Origin of the sequence: Yoonia sp. I 8.24 (assembly GCF_022096995.1) — a bacterium.
Classification (GTDB): domain Bacteria; phylum Pseudomonadota; class Alphaproteobacteria; order Rhodobacterales; family Rhodobacteraceae; genus Yoonia.
Map to the genome: position 1 here is coordinate 154,076 of NZ_JACXGQ010000002.1, position 20,756 is coordinate 174,831.

Annotated in this window: 20 protein-coding genes; 9 read left to right on the forward strand and 11 right to left on the reverse strand. The window is 54.4% G+C overall.

The features are described from left to right. Nucleotides 1-69: 69 nt before the first annotated feature. The 4 genes from Yoon_RS03690 to Yoon_RS03705 all read right to left on the reverse strand — a co-directional run bounded on the left by Yoon_RS03690 (nucleotide 70) and on the right by Yoon_RS03705 (nucleotide 4,653). Complete coding sequence (locus Yoon_RS03690; protein ID WP_238110269.1) at nucleotides 70-1,692, reverse strand: di-heme oxidoredictase family protein; 1,623 nt, start codon at nucleotides 1,690-1,692, stop codon at nucleotides 70-72. 143 nt (nucleotides 1,693-1,835) lie between these two features. Then, on the reverse strand, nucleotides 1,836-2,084 hold the full coding sequence (locus Yoon_RS03695) for a hypothetical protein (RefSeq protein ID WP_370642120.1): 249 nt from the start codon (nucleotides 2,082-2,084) through the stop codon (nucleotides 1,836-1,838). A gap of 21 nt (nucleotides 2,085-2,105) precedes the next feature. Continuing rightward, the gene (locus Yoon_RS03700; RefSeq protein ID WP_238110271.1) at nucleotides 2,106-3,272 is read right to left on the reverse strand and encodes a DUF6161 domain-containing protein; all 1,167 of its coding nucleotides are present in this window, start codon (nucleotides 3,270-3,272) and stop codon (nucleotides 2,106-2,108) included. Between the two features lie 13 nt (nucleotides 3,273-3,285). Beyond that, nucleotides 3,286-4,653: a mechanosensitive ion channel family protein gene (locus Yoon_RS03705; protein WP_238110273.1), complete on the reverse strand. Its 1,368-nt coding sequence runs from the start codon at nucleotides 4,651-4,653 to the stop codon at nucleotides 3,286-3,288. A gap of 133 nt (nucleotides 4,654-4,786) precedes the next feature. Here Yoon_RS03705 and Yoon_RS03710 point away from each other — a divergent pair, with 133 nt between their 5' ends. The 5 genes from Yoon_RS03710 (at nucleotide 4,787) to Yoon_RS03730 (ending at nucleotide 10,031) form a co-directional block, all read left to right on the forward strand. Next, the gene (locus Yoon_RS03710) at nucleotides 4,787-5,728 is read left to right on the forward strand and encodes a calcium-binding protein (protein WP_238110275.1); all 942 of its coding nucleotides are present in this window, start codon (nucleotides 4,787-4,789) and stop codon (nucleotides 5,726-5,728) included. A 198-nt stretch (nucleotides 5,729-5,926) separates the two neighbouring features. Beyond that, entirely contained in the window at nucleotides 5,927-7,333 is a 1,407-nt protein-coding gene (leuC, locus tag Yoon_RS03715; RefSeq protein ID WP_238110277.1) for a 3-isopropylmalate dehydratase large subunit, read from the forward strand. Next, the gene (leuD, locus tag Yoon_RS03720; RefSeq protein WP_238110279.1) at nucleotides 7,333-7,938 is read left to right on the forward strand and encodes a 3-isopropylmalate dehydratase small subunit; all 606 of its coding nucleotides are present in this window, start codon (nucleotides 7,333-7,335) and stop codon (nucleotides 7,936-7,938) included. The genes leuC and leuD overlap by 1 nt, the downstream gene beginning before the upstream one ends. 282 nt (nucleotides 7,939-8,220) lie before the next feature. Continuing rightward, a complete protein-coding gene (locus tag Yoon_RS03725; RefSeq protein WP_238110281.1) occupies nucleotides 8,221-9,057 on the forward strand; it encodes a hypothetical protein in 837 nt (278 codons plus the stop codon). 92 nt (nucleotides 9,058-9,149) lie between these two features. After that, complete coding sequence (locus Yoon_RS03730) at nucleotides 9,150-10,031, forward strand: endonuclease/exonuclease/phosphatase family protein (protein WP_370642100.1); 882 nt, start codon at nucleotides 9,150-9,152, stop codon at nucleotides 10,029-10,031. Here Yoon_RS03730 and Yoon_RS03735 read toward each other — a convergent pair. Further along, the gene (locus Yoon_RS03735) at nucleotides 9,966-10,877 is read right to left on the reverse strand and encodes an epimerase (RefSeq protein WP_238110289.1); all 912 of its coding nucleotides are present in this window, start codon (nucleotides 10,875-10,877) and stop codon (nucleotides 9,966-9,968) included. The genes Yoon_RS03730 and Yoon_RS03735 overlap by 66 nt on opposite strands. 89 nt (nucleotides 10,878-10,966) lie before the next feature. Here Yoon_RS03735 and Yoon_RS03740 point away from each other — a divergent pair, with 89 nt between their 5' ends. The 3 genes from Yoon_RS03740 (at nucleotide 10,967) to Yoon_RS03750 (ending at nucleotide 14,140) form a co-directional block, all read left to right on the forward strand. Beyond that, on the forward strand, nucleotides 10,967-11,863 hold the full coding sequence (locus Yoon_RS03740; RefSeq protein ID WP_238110290.1) for a LysR family transcriptional regulator: 897 nt from the start codon (nucleotides 10,967-10,969) through the stop codon (nucleotides 11,861-11,863). A gap of 57 nt (nucleotides 11,864-11,920) precedes the next feature. Further along, on the forward strand, nucleotides 11,921-13,024 hold the full coding sequence (leuB, locus tag Yoon_RS03745; RefSeq protein ID WP_238110291.1) for a 3-isopropylmalate dehydrogenase: 1,104 nt from the start codon (nucleotides 11,921-11,923) through the stop codon (nucleotides 13,022-13,024). A 141-nt stretch (nucleotides 13,025-13,165) separates the two neighbouring features. Next, entirely contained in the window at nucleotides 13,166-14,140 is a 975-nt protein-coding gene (locus Yoon_RS03750) for a DMT family transporter (protein WP_238110292.1), read from the forward strand. Nucleotides 14,141-14,142: 2 nt separating this feature from the next. Here the strand turns inward: Yoon_RS03750 and Yoon_RS03755 are convergent, their stop codons facing one another. After that, nucleotides 14,143-15,762: an FMN-binding glutamate synthase family protein gene (locus Yoon_RS03755; protein WP_238110294.1), complete on the reverse strand. Its 1,620-nt coding sequence runs from the start codon at nucleotides 15,760-15,762 to the stop codon at nucleotides 14,143-14,145. Between the two features lie 73 nt (nucleotides 15,763-15,835). After that, nucleotides 15,836-16,645, reverse strand: coding sequence for a division plane positioning ATPase MipZ (locus Yoon_RS03760; protein ID WP_370642101.1), 810 nt, complete (start codon nucleotides 16,643-16,645; stop codon nucleotides 15,836-15,838). A 391-nt stretch (nucleotides 16,646-17,036) separates the two neighbouring features. Here Yoon_RS03760 and Yoon_RS03765 point away from each other — a divergent pair, with 391 nt between their 5' ends. Next, a complete protein-coding gene (locus Yoon_RS03765) occupies nucleotides 17,037-18,335 on the forward strand; it encodes a DEAD/DEAH box helicase (protein WP_238110296.1) in 1,299 nt (432 codons plus the stop codon). 34 nt (nucleotides 18,336-18,369) lie between these two features. Here the strand turns inward: Yoon_RS03765 and Yoon_RS03770 are convergent, their stop codons facing one another. The 4 genes from Yoon_RS03770 to rplS are packed head-to-tail and all read right to left on the reverse strand — an operon-like array spanning nucleotide 18,370 to nucleotide 20,372. Next, the gene (locus Yoon_RS03770; RefSeq protein WP_238110299.1) at nucleotides 18,370-18,684 is read right to left on the reverse strand and encodes a DnaJ family domain-containing protein; all 315 of its coding nucleotides are present in this window, start codon (nucleotides 18,682-18,684) and stop codon (nucleotides 18,370-18,372) included. A 16-nt stretch (nucleotides 18,685-18,700) separates the two neighbouring features. Further along, complete coding sequence (locus Yoon_RS03775; protein ID WP_238110307.1) at nucleotides 18,701-19,750, reverse strand: hypothetical protein; 1,050 nt, start codon at nucleotides 19,748-19,750, stop codon at nucleotides 18,701-18,703. A gap of 5 nt (nucleotides 19,751-19,755) precedes the next feature. After that, nucleotides 19,756-19,977 (reverse strand): 50S ribosomal protein L31, encoded by a 222-nt coding sequence (rpmE, locus tag Yoon_RS03780; RefSeq protein ID WP_238110308.1) that lies wholly within the window; start codon nucleotides 19,975-19,977, stop codon nucleotides 19,756-19,758. Nucleotides 19,978-19,988: 11 nt separating this feature from the next. Next, nucleotides 19,989-20,372 carry a 50S ribosomal protein L19 gene (gene rplS, locus Yoon_RS03785; protein ID WP_113777680.1) on the reverse strand — a complete coding sequence of 128 codons (384 nt, stop codon included), beginning with the start codon at nucleotides 20,370-20,372 and terminating at the stop codon, nucleotides 19,989-19,991. Nucleotides 20,373-20,756: the final 384 nt, after the last annotated feature.

Consider the following 20,756-nt stretch of genomic DNA (forward strand, 5'->3'; position numbering starts at 1 on the left):
ATAAACGCAAAAACGGCCCGGCTTTGATTTAAAGCCGGGCCGTTTTTGCGTTTTGAGATGTAGCGCGCCTTAGTGCTCTTCCTCTTCGGTGCTGTGGATCACAAGGTTTTCTAAAAATGCGATGAGCTCTTCTTGGTTCTCAGTGGGGAGTGCGGCGTAGGCATCGCGGCTTTGTGCGCCTTCTCCGCCATGCAGCAAGATTGCTTCATTCAACGTGGTGGCGCGTCCGTCGTGCAACCATGGCCCAGTTGAACCAACGCTGGCAAGCGAGCGCGTCATGAACATTTCGGCACCGATCCCTAAGGGGGCAGATGGGTCAGCGAGGTCTGGGCCCATATCGTGGCGTTTCAAATCGGTATACCAATTCACCACACCGCGCCCCGATGCGTCGCTTTTGACCGCGCCCAGATGATAAGCCTCGCCTGATGCCAGCGTGACCTGATTGTTTGGCGGGTCTGAAAGCATGTCGAACGACATCACCACATCAGGGCGCAGCCCCCGATCCGCTGGATATGAGCCATCTGGGAATGCGACGTCGTAGAAACCGGGGGTTTGGCTTGGTTCACGAAACGTCGGATCGTTCAGGACCATTTCTTGGGTGTGGCAGCTGTTGCAGCCGACCGTTACAAAATGTTCCTGCCCTGCCATGATTGCCGTCCGATCGTCCGCGGCCAAAGTCACTTGGCCGATATCGGCAAGCTCTATTAAGCTGGTGGGCCGTTCCAGTGCGGCCATATAGATCGTCAATGCGGTGAGGTCGCCAACACTTAGTTCATTTGTGACGCCGTCGAAATCGCCGTCAGCGTCGCCAACCATTTCAACTCCTTGCAGGCCCATTTCATTATGGGCAGCCCCACGGGTAAAGCTGCGCAGGGTTGCTTCGTTGCCTTTCCAGCCAAAGGGTTTGACTACAAGATCATCGTCCACCCCAGACAGGCCTGCGGTATTGATGGCGACAGAACATGGCGCTTCGCTCGTCCGTGTGAATTCCAGCGTGCCGAAGGTGACGCCCTTGGTGATCAGCACTGTCGTTGCACTGCCTTGTGTGCAGGCCTGCATCCGTCCTGCCTCGCGCTGCAGGTACAGATCGAGGCTCATTTCTTCGGCCAATCGTTGCGGGATAGCCAGCGCAAATAACGGTGTTGTGTTGCGTTCTAGGTACTGTGACGGATCGCCTGTGTGCGCGGGGTCCAGTACCACGTTTAACGCGATCCCCCCGGCACCATTGGCCAATGGTGCGTTGTGGCAACCAATACACTGCGTCGAATTTGCGCCGCCTTCGCGGGCCGGGAAATGCGTGGCCCATTCACCCGGTCCGTTTAAATCCGCGCGCGGGAATCGGCTGAACCGTCGACCTTCGCCAATATTAGCCCCGACACCTTGGATGGCAGTAAAATCGGCTTCGGTCAGCTCATCGCCCATTTCAAACGCAAATTCAAAGGCGACATCACGCTGCCCATTGGCTACAAGGTCGTTAAGATAGAGCTGATCAATCGGCGCTAGCTCAAACTCTTCTTCACTTTCAGCGGCAACTTCGGCGACGGCTTCGATGGTTTCCGTTTCGGCGTCGATAGGGGGTTCAACATTCGCGGACGCGACAAATGCGGTCAAGTCGCCGGGTTGCGTCGTTTGAAAAAAAATGTATCCGCCCGCCAACAGGCCGACAAAGATCAGTGCTTTGATTATGTTCATTGTATTCTTGCGTCCCCAAAGAATCCTCTGACCTTAAGCAGATCACCATCTTACTGGCGCAAGCAACGCGGATCTTTTCCGATACCAGTTGTCGGCGTGAACTCGCCGCGATCAATCTTGAATAGATTAATTATTAATCGTGACTATTCAGGGTCGAGTAGTTTCACCTCGCGCTGCGGGAAGGGGATGCTGATGTTGTTTGCTGCGAATGCATCCCAAAGGGCAAGAAATACATTGCCGCGGATGTTGGTCAGCCCGCCGGTTGGGTCGGTGATCCAAAAACGTAGGATGTAATCGACTGAGCTGTCTCCAAATCCAACGATATGGCAGACGGTTGGGCGCGACGTCAGCACCCGGTCGACGCTTTGCGCGGCCTTTTGTGTTGGTGAGATGACTTTTCATGGGGTGGAGTGCTATTGTCCATTTCGGCCAAGTTGTTTCGCCAGCAATGCGGTAGCAGATAGATCAAAGCCGCTTTCGTCATCTTTGATAATTCCGTCTTGTGTTGGCCGGAATAGAGAGGCGAGAACGATGGCCTCATTATCGGATCCGACATCGTCACCTTCGCGCATCGCGAGATAAGTTCGGACAAATGCGTTCTTCTCACTTGCGTCCAATGCAAGATGCCTTTCGCTGAGATACACGCGGTATTGCAGCCGTATCGCCCACATCAACAAAGACATAATGATCAGCATCCCAGATACGGTTACGGGACCCTTGGCCGAAAATTCGCGAACACACGTATCGCATGCTTGCATATAGAAACTATCGGCAATGTAGTCGCCGGCTAAGAATGGAATGCCTGCCCCCGCAAGGATCGCGAAAATTGTAGTAGCGATGAACCCCCATAACGCCCATTTTGACTTTCTATCGTGTAGGGTAGCGCGGCTTTCCCATAATTCAGCAGGTGCCTTTAGCTTTAGGTGAGTGTGGAAGAGCTGCAGCATTTCCCCGAATTTTTCGTTCTGGCGTTCAAGCGCGGATTCATTCTCGGCGTTAGCTTTCTGGGCTTTGAGAACTTCATCTTGTAATGCCACCATATGTGCATTTGCTGTTTGCGTGGCGCTCGCAACGTTCGTATCGGTTAGCTGTTGAAACGGAAGCGCTGCGCTCGCATAGGCAGCAGCGATGAACGTTTCACCTTTCGTAAGGTGCTCGCGTATTCTGCTTCTATTATCGTGAGCGATTTCATTGCTGTGACCGAGGGTAAATTGTAAGTAAGCGCTTAGAGCGTCGGCGCTGCGTTTCATCTTAACTAGGCCGAATATGAGCTGCGCCTCGATGCTGCTCGACGGTGGAGGTGGCAAGATACCATTGGATTGTCGCTGAGTTATGTTGTTGAATAACTTAGGGTTATCGAGAAGCTCATCTAGCTTTTTGAAGGCGTCCACCATGGCACCGACTGTCTGCTTGCCGCGACCAAATACTGTCTCGGTCACGACGGTCGCGACGCGAACCTCATCCAAAAAACCTGACCAAATTGCCGCTTCTGTTTCAAGATAGCGTTTCATGCCTGCGGATGTTGGAAAGCTGACGTTAGGTACGGATCTATAGGTAATTACATAGTCTTGGGTTGTCATACTCGTCTTACTCTTATTGATTGATCTCAAAATTTACTTGCTCGTTGTCCAACACCCTAACCTCGCGCTGCGGGAACGGGATGCTGATGTTGTTTTCGGCAAAGGCATCCCAAAGTGCGAGGAACACGTTGCCACGGATATTGGTCAGCCCGCCTGTTGGGTCGGTGATCCAGAAACGTAGGATGTAATCGACTGAACTGTCCCCAAATCCAACGATATGGCAGACGGTGGGCCGCGAGGTCAGCACCCGGTCGACGCTTTGTGCAGCCGCAATGGCGATCTTGCGGACCTCATGCGGGTTGTCCGTGTATGACGTTCCGAAACTGATATCGAGCCGCACAAAATCGTTGGAATGCGACCAGTTCACCACTTGTCCGGTGATCAGATCTTCGTTGGGGATCAGGTATTCTTTGCCGTCACGGGTGACAACAGACACGTAGCGCGCACCCAGCGCGTTGATCCAGCCAAAGGTTTCGCCAAGGCTGATCACGTCACCCGGTTTGATGGATTTATCCAGCAAGATGATCACGCCTGACACAAGGTTCGACACGACTTTTTGCAAACCAAAGCCAAGGCCCACACCAATCGCGCCCGAAAGCACTGCAAGCCCGGTTAGGTCAATGCCAAGTGCCTGCACGCCAAAATAGAAGGCAGCGCTGTAGATGGCGACTTGCAAGCCCTTAATAATAAGGACTTGCATCGATGGGCTGATGTCAGGGTTGGCCCGCACCCGATTGGCTGTTGTCGCGGTAAATAGTCGTGCAAGGCTGATGAGCACGCCGAGAATGACCAGCGATTGCACGAGCAAGAGCAGAGAAAAGCGCATTTCACCAATGGTGAATCCGGCCCCGTCCAGCAAACGCTCGGTGGGCGCAAGCAGCCCCAAGATACGCAGGCTGACGTATGCCCAAGCGCCGTAGCGGACAGTCTTGCGCAAAAGCGGGCTTTTGATCAGCCGGGTTGCGAATGCGACAGCCAGCCAAGCAAATGCGAGCGTGCCAATAATGCTCAGCAGGTAACTGCGGCTGTTCCATGTGACCTCTCGCATCACAAATATGGTGAGCCAAATCAGCGCCACAAAAAAGATCGCGCGCAGCCGTTGGTTGATCACCACGAGAATACGAATGCGCCATTTCGGCCAGTTTTCTCGCGCGGCCATCCACGCCCTGATCCGCGGCCCTAGCGCTGCGCGCAGCAAATGCGCCAAGACAAAAAGCCCAAGCGCGATCCCAAGCTGATAGATGTTCCACGGGCGGATAAATCCGTCGGCAAATTTGCTGACATAGTCAAATAGATCGCTTCCAATTGTAAGAACCTGCTCCAACTGCGCATCCCCCGAAAGGCTGTCCGTTGTTTCTGGTCCGTCGCTATGCCCTGCCATGTTAATCTACCACGTTTCGCACCAGTCTTGCACGCCATGGGCGGTCGGGCAAGCGGAGCAATGTTAAGGCTTGCTGTGTGACAAGCGTAAGGTTAACAAAAGCATAAAGTTATTCAACCTATAGGGTGTTTTTATGTATATTACTTTGGCCGTATTGCTGGCGACCTTTGGCGTGATCATGTTGTCGGTAGAAGACGATGAAGATGATGAAACAGACGGCGAAATCACTGGCACAAGTGGCGCTGACGAAATTTCGGGCACCGACGGTGACGACATCATCCGCACATGGGCAGGCGACGATATAATCGATGGCGGTGCGGGGGACGACGAAATTCGTCCGGGCGAAGGCGACGATGTCGTTTATGGTGGTGACGGGCGCGATTGGATCATTGGCAGCCCCGGCAATGACGAGCTGTATGGCCAAGTTGGCGGCGACCGCGTGTTTGGCGGCGATGGTGACGACTTTATTGACGGCGGATACGGATCTGACCGTCTGGGCGGTCAAGATGGCGACGATACAATTTTTGGCGGGTATGATTCACGCGACGAAGGTGGCGTGATTGTCCCCGCGTTGCAGGCGACAGATACGATCACTGGCGGCGAAGGCGATGATACAATTTATATTTGGGGCGGCGATGGCACGGCTGACGGTGAGGATGGGTCAGACAATCTGGTTCTCGTGACCGGTTCAGCCTCATTGACTGCGGGCGCGGGCGATGGCGATGATTTCTATGTGCTGGCCAATGTCACCGATGATCAATTGACCTCTGCGACCATCGAAGATTTTGATCCGGGCCGGGATACGCTTACATTGACGTTGGATCATGTGCCAGAGGGCGGTACATTACCGGATGTCGATGTCACGATGACGCAAACGACGGTCGATGGGGTGAATGGCGTTCTGGTCGAAGCCGTTTATACGGGTTCTGGTGATGTCCCCGGTGATTTCGAAGGTGCGGTTGCTTTCTTGAAAGGTGTTACAACGGATCAGCTTGACGCGACGAATGTCTCGGTTGTTTCAACCGAAGAAGCTGACCTCTTCGATGCAGAGGCGACAATGGCTGCAATCGCTTGATTTTGACCGCCTGACCCTTGCGAGATGGTGCGTCCATGTGTATTTGACCCGTTATGAAACAGGTTTTTGACATGGATGACCGTGCCCGGCTGCCTTGGCGGTTCTACGGTGCGAGCTGCACGATACTAGCTAAGGGGTAACTCCCTTGCCAATTCCGCACGCCTGAAGACATCTGAAAATTTGATACGGGAGAGGACAATGTCCCCCAAAACGCTCTATGATAAAATCTGGGATGCGCATGTCGCACACGAAGCTGACGACGGCACATGCTTGCTTTATATTGACCGCCACTTGGTTCACGAAGTGACCAGCCCGCAGGCCTTTGAAGGCTTGCGCATGGCTGGCCGCACAGTACGTGCGCCAGAAAAGACGATCGCGGTGCCTGATCACAACGTGCCGACCACGCTGGACCGTGCGAATGCGGCCACAATGACCGAAGACAGCCGTATTCAGGTTGCCGCACTTGATACAAACGCCAAAGAGTTTGGCCTGCACTATTACCCTGTGTCCGATGTCCGTCAGGGCGTTGTGCACATTGTTGGCCCCGAACAGGGGTGGACCTTGCCGGGCATGACGGTCGTTTGTGGGGACAGCCACACGGCGACCCACGGTGCATTTGGGTCATTGGCACATGGGATCGGGACATCTGAAGTAGAACATGTTCTGGCCACGCAAACGCTGATCCAGAAAAAGTCCAAAAACATGAAGGTTGAAATCACCGGCAAACTTGCGCCCGGTGTGACCGCCAAAGACATCACCATGGCCGTGATCGGCGAAACGGGCACCGCTGGCGGAACTGGCTACGTGATTGAGTATTGCGGTGAAGCCATCCAAAGCCTGTCGATGGAAGGTCGGATGACGGTCTGTAACATGGCCATCGAAGGCGGCGCACGCGCGGGCCTGATCGCACCTGATGAGACCACATACGCCTACTGCAAGGGCCGCCCACATGCGCCAAAAGGTGCGGATTGGGACGCGGCGTTGGAATATTGGAAAACGCTTTACACTGACGAAGGCGCCCATTTCGATAAAGTCCTGACCATCCGAGGCGAAGATATCGCACCACTGGTCACTTGGGGCACCTCGCCCGAAGATGTTTTGCCGATCACCGATGTGGTCCCTGATCCAAGCAGCTTTGAAGGCGGCAAAGCCGGGGCTGTGCAGCGTTCAATCGACTATATGGGCCTAGAAGTTGGTCAAAAACTGTCCGACATCAAAATCGACACCGTGTTTATTGGCTCTTGCACCAACGGCCGGATCGAAGATTTCCGCGCCGCGGCCGCTGTGCTGAAAGGCAAAAAGATCAAAGAGGGGATGCGCGCAATGGTCGTACCCGGCTCTGGTCTGGTGCGCGCGCAAGCCGAACAAGAAGGCATCGCGCAAATCTTTATCGACGCGGGATTTGAATGGCGGCTTGCGGGCTGTTCCATGTGCCTTGCGATGAACCCTGACCAATTGGCACCCGGCGAACGCTGTGCATCGACATCCAATCGTAACTTTGAAGGCCGCCAAGGCTACCAGGGGCGCACACACCTGATGTCACCTGCAATGGCCGCAGCCGCTGCAATCACTGGTCACCTGACCGATATTCGGGAGATGAACTAATGGAAAAATTCACCACACTGAGCGGCATCGCCGCGCCGCTGCCATTGGTCAACATCGACACGGATATGATTATTCCAAAGCAGTTTTTGAAAACCATCAAACGCTCGGGCCTTGGCGCGAACCTGTTTGACGAAATGCGCTTTGACCGTGACGGCACTGAAATCGCTGATTTTGTGCTCAACAAGCCGCAGTATCGTGACGCGCAAATTCTGGTTGCGGGCGATAACTTTGGCTGCGGGTCATCGCGCGAACACGCGCCTTGGGCGATCGCAGATTTCGGGATCACTTGTGTGATCTCAACATCATTCGCGGACATCTTCTATAACAACTGCTTCAAAAACGGCATCTTGCCAATTGCACTGCCACAAGAGCAGGTTGATGTGTTGATGAAAGACGCCGAAAAGGGATCGAACGCGCGGATCGAAGTCGATCTCGAAGCCCAAACCATCACGTCATCAGATGGCGATGTGTTTACCTTTGAAGTTGATGCATTCAAGAAACACTGCCTGCTCAACGGTCTTGATGACATCGGGTTGTCGCTTGAAAAAGTGGCCGCGATTGACAGCTTTGAAGCCAAAGCAGCCGCAGAGCGCCCTTGGGTGTGACCCGCTTTTAGATGTTTTGAAAAAGGCCGCGAAGCATCGCGGCCTTTTTCTATTTTAGAGACAATGTATGAATTTCATTGCATAATTTCTCAAATTCGTGACACTTCGTGGATAATGTGGTTTTTAGGGGCTTCTTACATGAATGCCCATTGGGACTGAGGCTTTAAAAAATATCCGCATGTACTTCGGATAGATACTATGTTGAAGTTGCATAATAAAATGCAATCTGCGTACAATACGTAGCGAGATTTAGTCGCTAGATCTATGAGGGGATTGATCAGCGTGTTTACCCGCCTATCAGGTGCAATCATACGTGCCTTTATGGTCGTGATACTTGTCGTGATGCCCGCGCTTCTGTTGCCGCGCGACGCGCAGGACAATCTTCAAATCGTTGTGCTTTTTGCTATTTTCGCTGCAATCTTTACGATCGCTGAATATAGTTCTGCCAGTCCTAGTATCATTGAATTTCGCGAAGCACCGCCATTCAATCGCGTGCGTTTCACAACCCTATTTGCAACAGTTCTGTGCCTGTCGATGGTGTTTCGGGGTTATGTCAGTCCCTCGGGGGTCACTGAGCTTTTTCAGCAGGCGGGGGCCGGCATCGGTGCTGCGGCTGATTTTCCTTATTCGCCTGTGCGGCTCATGGTTTTGATGTTGCCGGAAGATACATCTGCACAGATGGTGGCGCGTGTGCGCGACGGGGCGGGGCTGAGCTATATGATTTCAGCCTTTGCTATCATTTGGTTTGTGATCGTTTTAAGGTTGCAACAATGGCCGCGCCGCGAGGGGCCATTTAATGTTTGGGTGAATTTACCAACCTTCAATTCTGCGGGCGGTGATGTTGTCGAACGGCTGGAGCGTGACGGTCGCATTAACGTTATATTAGGGTTCTTGTTGCCATTCTTGGTCCCGGCTGTGCTCAAACTCTTTGCGAGCTTTGGCACGCCCGTTCGTTTGGATGATACGCATACGCTGCTTTGGATGGTTGCCGCATGGGCCTTTTTGCCTGCAAGTATTTTGATGCGCGGCGTCGCACTCAGCCGTGTCGCGCAAATGATCCGTATGCAACGACACGCGGCATCAGAACGGGCGGCCTCATCTGGACATTATATGGGCTAATTCTGATTGGTTCGCCCCAGGCGAGCCTTGCGGAATCGTTCCGCATAGCGACATATGCGGCCCCGCTAAGCCGCGCGGGTCCCGGTCTATTGTTGCGTGACATCCAAAAAGGCGAAGCCCCGCAAATCGCGGCAATTGCGCAGGTGATCACTGACATCGATCCTGACGTGCTTGTGCTGACCGATATTGACTACGACCGTGACGGTCTTGCGCTCGCGGCTTTTGCAGGCTTGTTGGGGGCTGATTTTGCATATCAATTTGCGGGCCCCTCAAATGCTGGCATGCCGACAGGACAGGATCTTGATGGGAACAATCGTTTGGGCGAGGCGCGCGACGCGCAAGGATACGGTACGTTTTCTGGCGACGGCGGAATCGCAATCTTGTCGCAATTTCCGCTCGGGGACGTGACGGATTTATCAGATATTCTATGGCGCGACGTGCCCGGCGCGACATTGCCGCCCATGCCTACAGAAGTTGCAGCGGTTCAGCGGCTTTCGTCAACCAGCCATTGGATTGTGCCAGTCATTTTGGCCGACGGCCCTGTGCATGTATTGGCTTTCGCGGCGACGCCCCCGGTCTTTGATGGCCCCGAGGATCGCAATGGGCTGCGTAATCGGGACGAGCTGCGCCTGTGGTCGCAGGTCTTGGACGGGGTTTACGGCCCGCCGCCCAACAGCTTTGTGATCGCGGGCAACGCCAACCTTGACCCGTTTGCGGGCGAAGGAATGCGGCCCGCGATGGTCGCATTTTTGGCCGATCCGCGGCTGCAAGACCCCTTGCCTGGAATCGCCACCGCCGCTTGGTCTGATCGGCCCGCTTTGGGGGCGCTGCGGGTCAGTTATGTGCTGCCCTCGCAAGATTGGAGACTGGTTGACGCAGGGGTTGCCATGCCTGCGCCTGATGACCCATCACTGCTGGACCGGAACTTGGGTGCGGGCCCTCATTGGCTCGTCTGGGTAGATATCGCGCGGTAAGCCCGCATACATGACAGTTGCAATATCCGTGGCCCTGAAATCCGGCAAAATTCTGTTGAACTTCGTCGCCGAAACTTGATGGGGCATGGCGTAGAGATAACGCATTTCTTTCATTTCGCGCGCAAGCTCCCAAACGGGTGACAATAGTCGCATCACCCACCACGGAAATGTAGTCAGTTTAAAGGATCGACCAACGTGAGTGTCGAGCGCGTCCTTTAACTGATCGTTTGTGAACGCGTGCCCGGGAAACGGGATATCTTCAAAGGTCTCCAACTGATGGCGTCGTTCGGCGAGCATGACCGCCGCGCGGGCCCAATCAGGTGTGTAGCAATAGGCTTGCAACGTTGCGGGTGGTCCCATGCTCGTCAGTTTACTTTTGCGAATGTTGCGCATGGTTGCGACACTCATGATATCACCATTGCCGTTGGGGTCGATAAAGTTTCCAGCGCGTAGCATGATCGTTTGCACGCCAGATTCAGCATATGTTTTTTCCATTGCGACCCTAATTTCACCTTTGCGCGTGTTTGGGCGGTGTGGGGTGTTTTCATCAAGCGTGCCAGGATTATCGCCAAAGTTATAGAGATTGGCCGGAACAATCACCGTTGCCCCGCTGGCCTTTGCGGCTGTGATAACCTGCGCAGTTATCTGAGGGATGAGCTGTGACCAGTTGTGATAGTTGGGCGGGTTCAACCCGTTGACAATGACGTCCGCGCCCATAGCAGCACGGGTCATATCATCAGTTTTTCGGTCGAATTGGCGGACAATCCACCCTGCGTTTTCGAAAGTTGTGGTCGCGTGGCGGCCGATTTTACCGTTGCCACCAAGAATGAGTACGGTCTGTGTCATCTATCTCTCCTGATTTGGATAACGCGAAAATACCCATTCATTGATGAAAATGAATTGTCTAATTATTGTTATTATGTATTCAATAATGAATGGATAAACCGATTGAAAATCTAGATTGGTCTTTGGTGCAGGCGTTTTTGGCGGTTGCCGAAACCGGGAGCCTGTCTTCGGCGGCGCGTACAGTAGGAGCAAGCCAACCGACATTGGGCAGGCAAATCAAAACCCTTGAGGCACAGCTAGGTGCGGATTTATTTCACCGCCAACCGCGGGGATTTTCATTGACACGCACCGGGGCCGATTTGGTCGCGCCAGCACGGGCCATGCGCGCGGCGGTGCAACAGATTGGGCTTACTGCGGCGGGGCAGCAGGCCCGCTTGGCTGGCACGGTGCGTATTTCTGCAAGTGTGGCGGTTGCAGCAGACCATCTTCCAAAAATTGTCGCGCACATCCGCAAGCAAGAGCCAGAAATCGAGATTGAGATTGCCCCAACGGATGATAGTCATAATCTGCTCTTCCGCGAGGCCGATATTGCAATTCGTATGTATCGCCCCACGCAGCTTGACTTGGTGACCAAGCATTTGGGTGACCTGGAATTGCGGATGTTCGCCGCGAAGACGTATATACAAACACATGGGCAACCGCGCAGCGTGAATGACGTCCGCGATCATCACTTTGTTGGCTATGACCATGATGATAGAATTATTGCCGGGTTTCGCGCAGCGGGGGTCGAGGTGGGTCGCCATTTCTTTAAAACGCGCTGTGATCATCATGCGATCTATTGGGCGCTTGTAAAGGCGGGATGCGGGATCGGATTTGCGCAGGCGGCCATTGGGGATCGGGATCCAGCGGTCGCGGCGATAGACGTCGGCTTTCCGCTACCCAAGTTGCCAGTATGGCTAACTGCCCATGCAGTGATGCGTCAGACCCCGCGGATAAGACGCGTTTGGGATCTGTTAGAACAAGGCTTGCGGCCCTTGGTATCTTGAACATTTGGTATGGGCAGGCTAGGCCTCGTGCAACTTATGCAACCAAGGACCAGACATATGGCAAACCCCTCCCTTTTGATCCTCGCCGGTGACGGCATCGGCCCCGAAGTTATGGACGAGGTGAAGCGCGTCATCGGCTGGTTCGGTGACAAACGCGGCGTGACGTTTGACGTGTCCGAGGACCTTGTCGGCGGCGCAGCCTATGACAAACATGGCGTGCCGCTGCACGACGACACAATGGCCAAAGCGCAAGAAGTTGACGCCGTTCTTTTGGGCGCCGTGGGCGGCCCGAAATACGACGATCTTGATTTCAGCGTAAAGCCAGAACGCGGCCTGCTGCGCCTGCGCAAAGAAATGGACCTTTTTGCGAACCTGCGCCCGGCGCAGTGCTTTGACGCGCTTGCTGATTTTTCTTCGCTGAAGCCTGAGTTGGTTTCGGGTCTGGATATCATGATTGTGCGCGAATTGACCTCTGGCGTTTACTTTGGTGAACCCCGTGGCATCCATATGGAAGACAATTTGCGTGTGGGCATCAACACACAGCGCTACACCGAAGCCGAGATTGAACGCGGCGCGCGTGCGGCGTTTGAACTGGCCATGAAGCGCGATAAACGTTTGTGTTCGATGGAAAAAGCCAACGTGATGGAATCGGGTATTTTGTGGCGCGATGTCGTGACCGAAGTACATGCCGATTTCCCCGAAGTTGAGCTGTCTCACATGTACGCTGACAACGGCGCCATGCAGCTGGTGCGCGCACCTAAACAGTTCGACGTGATCTACACCGACAACCTGTTTGGCGATATTTTGTCAGATTGCGCGGCGATGTTGACCGGCTCGCTTGGCATGTTGCCATCTGCTTCCTTGGGTGTGCCAATGGCAAACGGGCGCCCAAAAGCGATGTATGAACCGGTCCACGGGTCTGCGCCTGACATCACGGGCCAAGGCAAAGCGAACCCGATTGCTTGCATTTTGTCCTTTGCCATGGCGCTGCGCTATTCCTTTGACATGGGCGCAGAGGCGGATCGCCTTGAAGCGGCGATCGAAACCGTCTTGGCGAATGGTGCCCGCACAGGCGATCTAATGGGGCCAGAAGGCGGCACGCCGCTTTCGACCACTGAAATGGGCGATGTGATCTTGGAAGCGCTCGACGCGTCACTGTAATGCACGGCACATAGCCCAAAGCCCACGCGGGTTTGGAGAGGCGTTTGCCCGTCCCCGTCGATTGATGCCCATATGGGCTGATCTTGACAGGGGCGGGCAATTTCTTTTTGTCTGTGCCAAGCAATGCCGGAAAGGGCCGCGATGTCACCCAATGTCAAAGGCGCAATTTTTGCGCTGATCGCCTTTGCGGTCTTCGCGACGCATGATGTGATCATCAAAGTGCTTGGTGCGACCTATGCACCGTTCCAAATCGTATTCTTTAGTGTCTTGCTCAGCTTTCCGCTGGCCACTGTGATGCTGATGCGTGACACCACGCCTGGGACATTGCTGCCAGTACACCCGTGGTGGATGGCGTTACGGACGGGGGCGGCAACAGTGACGGGAGTCTGCGCATTCTATGCGTTTTCGGTCCTACCTTTGGCGCAGGTCTATGCGATTCTATTCGCGACCCCGCTTTTGATCACCTTGCTTGCCATCCCTGTCCTTGGTGAAACGGTTAGGCTGCGGCGTTGGTTGGCTGTATTATTTGGTTTGGCGGGGGTCATGGTGGTCTTGCGCCCCGGTCAGACGGACTTGACACTTGGGCATCTCGCTGCGCTGGTTTCTGCAGTGGGGGGTGCTGTAGCTTCAATTATCGTGCGTAAAATCGGGTCAGAGGAGCGCCCGATTGTGATGATGATCTACCCGATGGTTGCGAATTTTGTGTTGATGGGATGCGCCTTGCCGTTTTTCTACAAGCCGATGCCGATTGAACATCTTGGGATGCTTGGGGTGATCGCATTGTTCGCCTGGATTGCAAGTTTCTTGGTTATTTTGGCCTATCGCGCGGGTGAGGCAGCGATCATCGCGCCGATGCAGTACAGCCAAATTATTTGGGCGACGGTTTTTGGAATGCTGTTTTTCGATGAAACGCCTGATATTTATACGGGCGTCGGTGCCAGCATTATTATCGCCAGCGGGCTTTATATCGTGCTGCGCGAAAGCCGGGGGACTTCTGAAAATACACCAGTATTGCGCAACCGTTCGCGGAGCGTGACGGGCGCTGCCCCGCGTGTCAGTCTGTTCATGCGCGCACTCGGGCAAACGCCGCCCCGACAGGGCGACGTTAAAAAATAGCCCTAAACGCGATCTTCGGGGGGGGCGAAACTATCTGCGCTCGCCCGCGCCCAGCGTTCCTTGTAGATGACCTCATCGCTGCTCTCATCCAGCAAGAACCCGACGGGCAGATATTTGTAAACATCGTTGGCTTCGGTCATTTGACCGTCACCGCGCCGTGTCATGAAATGGTAGGGGAGAAAATCGCAAGGGTTGCTGAGCCCAGCGGCCCCTGCCATTTCACCCAGTGCCTTAAGCGTGTTTTCATGGAAACGTGCCACACGTTTCGCCTTGTCGCCAACATTCAACGCTTGCTGGCGCAGGGGATCTTGGGTCGTGACGCCAACGGGGCAGTGGTTGGTATGACAGGCCTGTGCCTGAATGCAGCCAATCGCGAACATGTAACCGCGTGCAGAGTTGCACCAATCTGCACCCAGCGACAAGGCGCGTGCGATGTCGAATGCGCTGACGATCTTGCCCGCCGCACCAACCTTAACATGATCGCGGATACCTGCGCCGCGCAGGGTGTTGTGCACAAACGTCAGCCCTTCGACCATTGGCATCCCGACATGGTTCGAGAACTCAAGCGGGGCGGCGCCGGTGCCGCCTTCGGTGCCGTCAACGACGATGAAATCCGGAATGATCCCGGTCTCAAGCATGGCTTTCACCATGCACATGAATTCACGGCGGTGGCCGATGCACAGCTTAAATCCAACCGGTTTGCCACCTGATCTTTCGCGTAATACGCCGATGAATTCCATCAATTCAAGCGGCGATGAAAACGCGCTATGCGCAGATGGCGACACGCAATCTACGCCCATCGGAATGTCGCGGGCTTCGGCGATTTCAGGGGTAATCTTAGACGCGGGCAGCATCCCACCGTGACCGGGTTTTGCACCTTGGCTGAGCTTAATTTCGATCATTTTGACCTGATCGGCACTGGCCTGTTTCGCAAATTTTTCAGCGTTAAATGTGCCATCATCGTTGCGGCAGCCGAAATAGCCGGACCCGATTTCGTAGATCAGATCACCACCGGGTTCGCGGTGGTAGCGGCTGATCCCGCCTTCGCCAGTGTCATGTGCAAATCCGCCAATTTTAGCGCCTGTATTCAAAGCTTGAATGGCGTTGGCCGAGAGCGAGCCAAAGCTCATCGCCGAAATATTGTATAGCGAAGCGCTGTAGGGCTGTTTGCAGTCAGGACCGCCCACCTTCACCCGAAAATCCGTATCTGAGAAGTGCACAGGCTGTACCGAATGTGTCAGCCACGAATAGCCTGCCTCATATACTTTTTCAGTGGTCCCAAATGGGCGTTTGTCTTCTGCGCCTTTGCTGCGCTGATAAACAAGCGAGCGCTGTTCGCGGCTAAAGGGCTGTTCTTCTTGATCGCCTTCGATCAGGTACTGCCGAATTTCAGGGCGGATCGATTCAAATAAGAAGCGGAGATGCCCCAGAACCGGATAATTGCGTAAGATTGAATGACGATCTTGGCGCATATCGCGGATGCCTACGATGGTCAGTGCCCCGAACACGGCGCATAGGATAAACACCCACGAGAACCAGAACCCGATAACAAATGTGATGACCGTCAAAACAGCGACGGCTGCAATCGTCGTATAACGCTGTAGCGCAATTATTTTCTGCACAACAAGTTCTCCCAATACTCACAAGAATACTTAGGTCGCAAAACTTGATTACGAAAGCGTTTCTTTGTGAAATTTAGAAGTTAGGCGTTACACCGGGGAGGTCGAGCGCCTTGATCAACTCGCGCAGCTCTTGGCGGGCCGCCACGTTTGAGATGTTCATCCCCTTGACCCCAATGTCGCGTAGATCCAACAGGGTCAGCCCGCGTGGGAACAGTTCACGGAAAATGACCCGCTCGTTGAAACCGGGGGCCGTGCGGAATCCAACACGTTTGGCCAATTTGGTAATGGCCCGCTGCATTTTTTCTTTGTTTACCATCGCTTGCGCGCCCATCCGGTTGCGGACAACCACCCAATCAATCGGCTTTAACCCGGCTTGCGCGCGCAACTGACGCGCGTTCCAGACCATTTCAGAATAGACTGACGGCCCGGTAATTTCATCGCCGTCACTATCCACATGTGCCAGCAAATCGAAGTCAACAAAGCTATCATTGAGTGGTGTAATCAGCGTATCAGCAAGGCTATGCGCGACTTGGCTAAGCCGCGTATGTGATCCCGGACAGTCGATCAAAATAAAGTCATTGTCTGCTTCCATTTGTGACACAGCCATTGATAATCGGTGATCAAACGCATTTTCGCCCGGTTTGAGACTGGTTTGATCAATTTCTGGCAGTTCATGATAGCTCGGCGATGGCAGGTCTAACCCCTTTTGGGTCAAGAACTGATTGCGGTTTGTGATATAGCGTCCCAGGGTTTTTTGCCTTAGGTCAAGGTCAAGCGTCCCCACCCGGTGGCCCATGCGCGCCAAGGCTGTCGCAACATGCATCGACACGGTGGATTTTCCCGCGCCGCCTTTTTCATTTCCTACGACAATAATATGTGCCACGCAATCTATCCCCACAGAATATGCTTTCGCACACTATATGCGGTGGTTGGTCACAGGGGAAGTGATGGTGCACGTGAATCTCAGATATTCGTGCTGTGAGGGGTACACCTGTCACGCCGCCCTTGACAGACGCCCAAGTAAAGCGCATGTGCACACCAACCGATGCAAGCTGCCGCGTGAGCAGAGCGAGACGCACAGTCATTCGCAAGGCATCGTTAACTTCCAGGTTCCCACATCACGCAGGGGTCCCGCGCCAAATCGGCGCCCGGACGATGCGGTTCAGGCTGTCAGCATATGGCGCAACCTTGCTTTGGCACTGCGGCGTTCGGCTGCGTGCCCATATTTTTGTGCGGGCCGATAGGGCCCGCTGAACAGATAGGATATCCATCACATGGATTTTGATATGCTGGGGCTTGCGCCCCGTCTTGTAAATGTTCTCAAAGAACAAGGGATCACCGATCCCACCCCGATTCAAACCCAAGCTATTCCGCATGCCATGAATGGCCGCGACGTTATGGGGCTTGCCCAAACGGGCACCGGGAAAACGGCGGCTTTTGGTCTGCCGATGATCAACGCGCTGATGAAGGCGGGCGTAAAGCCAAGCCCAAAAACAGCGCGTGGTTTGATCCTTGCACCGACACGTGAATTAGCCAAACAGATTTCCGAAAACCTTACCGCTTATACCAAAGGTAGCCATTTGAAAGTCGCGCTTGTGGTTGGTGGTGCCGGGATTTCGGCGCAAACCAAACGCCTTGCTGCTGGCGTGGATCTGCTGGTTGCAACGCCTGGCCGCTTGATCGATTTGATCGATCGCCGCGCAGTGCGTTTGGACGAAACGATTTACCTTGTTTTGGACGAAGCTGACCAAATGCTCGACATGGGCTTTATCCATGCATTGCGTCAGATCGCGCCGCTTTTGGCGAAAGATCGTCAAACGATGATGTTCTCGGCGACGATGCCAAAACTGATGTCTGAATTGGCGTCGACCTACCTCAAAGATGCGGTGCGCGTGCAGGTGAACCCTCCGGGGCAGGCGGCCAAGAAAATCGCGCAATCCGTACATTTCGTGGCCCAAGCGGCCAAAACGGATTTGCTAGTCGAACTGCTGGATAAGCACCGCGATGAATTGGCGCTGGTGTTTGGCCGTACCAAGCATGGCTGCGAAAAACTGTACAAAGTGCTTGAGAAAAAGGGCTTTGCCGCCGCATCCATCCACGGCAACAAAAGCCAAGGCCAACGTGATCGGGCGATCACGGCGTTTAAGGCAGGCAAGGTACGTGTGCTTGTTGCGACGGACGTTGCCGCCCGTGGGATCGATATTCCCGATGTGCGCCACGTCTATAACTACGATATGCCCAATGTTGCTGATAACTATGTCCACCGCATTGGCCGGACGGCACGCGCAGGGGCAGAAGGGTGCGCGATTGCATTGGTTGCACCAGACGAGATGATAGAATTGCAGGACATCGAAAAGGTGATGAAGGAAACGATCCCCGTCGCCTCTGGGCGTCCGTGGGAGATTAAGCCAGGCCAAAAGAAACGTCCCAACGGCGGTGGTGGCGGTGGACGTCGCGGCGGCGGTGGCGGCGGTGCGCGCCATGCAGGTGGTGGTAAACCCGGCGGCGGCAAGCCCGGTGGTGGGCGTCGGCGCAATGGCGGCGGTGCTGGCGGGCGTTCGCGCGCAGCCTAGGAACAGCAGCCGTCTCGGGATGATCTCGGGGCGGCTACCCGTATTTACGAAAAGCTTCCATTTCAAGCGCGAGCTTGGTGTGCAGTTCGGACAGGACGAGCATTTCCTCTTTACGCGCGGCCTCAGCGGTCAGCGTTTTGAGACGCTCTTGCGATGCGAGAATTTGTTGACGCAAGATGACAACCGGCGATTTTGCATCCGCCTCAGCCATGATCCGGTTCAGCACGGCATCCTGTGGGCGATCAACGGCGGGCAGCGGTTTGCCAGCGCCTGCTAGATTATCTAAATCGCCCCGCTTTTCCGCATTTTGGACAATCTGGTCAATCAGACTGCTCAGTGGGTGGTGCATGGTTTTGCCCTTTAGACTAATTGTACGCGTCGCCGGTTATGAAATCGGTAAACACGTCCAATGCGAGTTTCGGTTGGCCGCGCCGATCATAAAGGCCGGAACGATCATGGACCGACGTATCATCATCTGTCAGCTTAAAATAATATGCACGCGCAATGGGAAGGTTTGCAATCGCGGTGAGGTACCGGGCAAGCCGTTGCGCTTGATATGCGGGGTCTTGCGGTTCTAAGTCTGGGGCGGGACCACCAAATTCGGTGACCCAAATAGGACGTCCGCCAGCGACAGAAGAGATCCAGCGGGTCGCGGGCAACCAAAGATCGTTCACGTCATCCAGATGTATGTCCGCAATATCGTAATCTGCGTGCCCGAGAACATAACGCACGTCTGAAATCGTTCGTCGATTGCGGTCAGCGTCACCGATGCAAAAATCGGTTGATAGGCCCTCGAGGTCGATCCCCGGAATAGAGACAGGGGCCTGATCAACGCAATGCACTTGGGCATAGGCTGCACGGCCGGTCACGCCGCCAAGAACGATTGGCAAGTCGGGGCGGTTGCGCCGCACGACACTTGCAAACCGTTGATGCAGGGCCAGAAATTCCTCAGCGGTGCCAACAAATTGGTTGTCCCATTCGTTCCCAAACTGAATCGCGTCAAGGTCATCGCCGACGGCGGTCAACAGTCCTTCGAGATAGACCTCAAGTGGGGCGTCTTCGGTGATCAAACATGAATGGGTGTTGCGTGCGGCACAGGCAGCGTCTGGGCCGTCGCTTTGGACAGTAAGCAAGATTGTAAAGCCAGCTTGACGCAACGCGGTCATGCGCCGTTGGAGCGGGGCAAAGTCTGGCTGTAAACCGCGGCGCCGCCAATTGTCTGCAAAACGAATATGGGTCACGCCAATGGGGCGTAAGGCATTGGTCGTAAAGGCACGATGTTCCGCTGCTGAAACAGGCGGGAAGCTGATGCCAATTTCAGGGCCCGCATAGGACATCGACCCAGACAAAAGCAAAACGCCAGCCCAAAAAGGGCTGGCGCAGAAAATTCGCAAAGCGGGAAAATATCCCCGCATTAGTCTTAGAAGCCCAGACCAGCGTATTTGTTTTTGAACTTAGAAACACGACCGCCAGCATCCATCAGACGGGTTGAGCCGCCGTTCCATGCTGGGTGGACTGATGGGTCGATGTCGAGCGCCATTTGGTCGCCCTCTTTGCCCCATGTGGATTTCATCTGAACCACAGAACCGTCGGTCATTTTGACTTCGATCATGTGGTAGTCGGGATGGATATCTTTTTTCATGACAGCAATCCTTACGCTTGGGCGCCCTTAGGCGCTTTGTAGTTGGTGACTTCGGCGATACGTGCGGATTTACCACGGCGCGAACGCAGGTAGTAAAGTTTCGCGCGACGTACGCGACCACGGCGAACCACGGTGATGTTGTCGATGTTTGTTGAATGCAGTGGGAACACACGTTCCACGCCTTCACCAAAAGAAATTTTGCGAACAGTGAACGAACCAGCAATGCCTTTGCCGTTCTTACGGGCGATGCAGACGCCTTCGTAGTTTTGCACACGGGTACGTGTACCTTCGGTCACTTTGTAACCAACGCGGATGGTGTCACCCGCTTTAAAATCGGGGATTTCTTTCCCCAGCGCAGCAACTTGCTCCGCTTCGAGTTGTGCAATCAGATCCATCTGACGGCTCCTTTGAAATGCTTGCGGTTATCCGCAATGTTTGTTTGCGTGGCTCAGAGCTCTGTGTCGTTACCGGGTCCGCCTTTGCGCCCGCCAGAGATGCGTCATCATTGTTTTTTGTGGTTGTCCGGTCCAACTGGTGAGTTAAGGATCAACGCAGACCCGCTCAAAACCCAGATGGTGCCATAAACCAACACCCGGAATCAGCAAGCCGACCGGGAATGGCTGCGTATAGGATGATAAGGAGGGGTGATCAAGGGGGAGCGTTTACACAAAGCTGATGCGGTGAGCCTAATCAGATAACGTAGCAAATTGCCGCGTCGATTGCGCCGAATGTCGCTTCTATGGAACAAACGAGATATGTAAGTGCGACAATGACATTTC